Source organism: Paenibacillus sp. OT2-17 (assembly GCF_009827695.1).
In the GTDB taxonomy this organism is placed as follows: domain Bacteria; phylum Bacillota; class Bacilli; order Paenibacillales; family Paenibacillaceae; genus Paenibacillus; species Paenibacillus polymyxa_B.
This window is the reverse complement of sequence record NZ_WUDQ01000689.1, coordinates 1-1714: the sequence shown is the minus strand read 5'-3', so window position 1 is coordinate 1714 and position 1714 is coordinate 1. Positions and strand designations below refer to the sequence as shown.

General features: G+C 53.6%; 1 protein-coding gene and 1 pseudogene. Both read right to left on the bottom strand.

The annotated features are described in order from the left end of the window. Positions 1–751, bottom strand: a 751-nt coding sequence (locus GRP75_RS26150) for a glycoside hydrolase family 88 protein (protein WP_160790794.1), incomplete at its 3' end; no start/stop codon positions are given. A 56-nt stretch (positions 752–807) separates the two neighbouring features. After that, a pseudogene (locus tag GRP75_RS26145) lies at positions 808–1714 on the bottom strand (glycosyl hydrolase); the annotation flags it as partial.

The window sequence follows — 1714 nt, the reverse complement described above, 5'->3', positions numbered from 1 at the left end:
CCACCTTCAAATAACGCGAATCGCGCGTGTACCCATACGAAAGCGTAAAACCATACAAAGCCCAAGCCGTGCCACGTGCCCAGGCAGAACCGGGAGCAAATCCCTGTCCACCATGCTCGGCGACCTTTTTTCCAATCTCCGGATCGAATTCGATCACATGTGCGATAGAGCCATCCGAACGGACAAATTCACGTGCTACGGTATCTGCATGCTGCACAGCGAGAGCGGCAAAACGCGGATCTCCGCTTTCCTCCGAAGCCCAATAAAGCAGGGGTAGATTCATCATACTGTCTATAATCGCAACGCCCCGTGTATCCATGTCCTTCGAGGGGAAGTTCCACGCACGAATAAAACGGCCATTCACGTTAAAACGGGCAGCCAGCAGATTGGCAGCCAATAACCCACGTCTTCTGGACTCAGAATCTCCGTTCAATCGGTGGGCGGCCACGCCGCTGAGCAGCCAAATAAAGCCAAGATCATGGTCTACAGCTTCGCTATTATAGAGTATTTTTTCCAAACGACCCTCGCACCGCTGTGCAATCCCGGCAGCCACACTGTCAGGACGCGCCCGATTGGCTAGCCATAGCAGTCCCGGATAAAAGCCTGCTGTCCACCACGCTTCTTCACGATTATCATAACGTCCACCCTCTGCAACATGTGGAAAAGCGTCCCCCAGTCTTGCCGCCAAGGCAAGCGTTTTATCCAAAGCCAGCTCCCACGATTGCTCCAGCCACGCTTCTGCTTTCGTCATTTCTTTTTCCTCTCCTTTTTCCACATGTTAAACCATATTTATGGCTCCAACTCTATCTATTCAGGTAACCGAATGATAAAGGAAATGCGATTACCTTCACATTCCAGACGCGCTCCCTTAAGTAAACCATTCCGACAGGCCACAGAAGCTAATTCTTCCGGCCAGACCACATTCGTTCCTTCCGTCGTCGGGATGACTTCAAGGCTTGCACCTGCGTATTCTACTCGAATGCTTTCCGTTTCTTTCCCAGCTGACATGACATGATGAATAACACTGCGCTCCCGACCGTCGTACGCCATTAGGGGAATAAGTGCCCCTACATTCTGAATATTGCCTTGAAGCTCATACGCCACTTCAATTTTGCCGGGTACCTGACGATAATGCGTTCGGATTTCCCTCACTCCCGGGAATGGGCCTTCCCACAGGAGTGTAAAATCCGTTGCTCCGTCAGACGCTGAGCTTTGTTCCATCTGTACGGTTCCTCCACCGTCCTGCGGGTCAATCCCTCCATCCCGGTCGAACTCCAGCGTACCCGGAATGCCCTCCGACAAGCTATGCCACTTTCCGTCCTCCGTTTGCCAGGCCGGGGTATAGCTCAACGGGAAAATATCTCCCTCAGCGAAGCCTGTAAAGCCGCGGTCTGCATGACCTGCTGAGGACGGACCGATCAGCGACGGCAGCGCAGACTGCTGAATACGCACGATGCCCGGAATATTGTACGGGTCGTTGACCGATGTTTGCACAAGCATTTGCTGCCCGTGTACGGCTGCAATGACAGTCTGGAACCAGCCATCCGTTGCCAACACCCGGCTGCCGATCTCCGCCGGGATGAAGGTTGGGGAAATGCGATCCATCTCCTCACCATGTAGAAGGGTGTGGGCCAGCACAGCCGCCGTCCACAGACTGTAGCAGGTATGATTCGAGTACACCTCAAAGCCATGCCGTGCCTCGGACGGATAATGG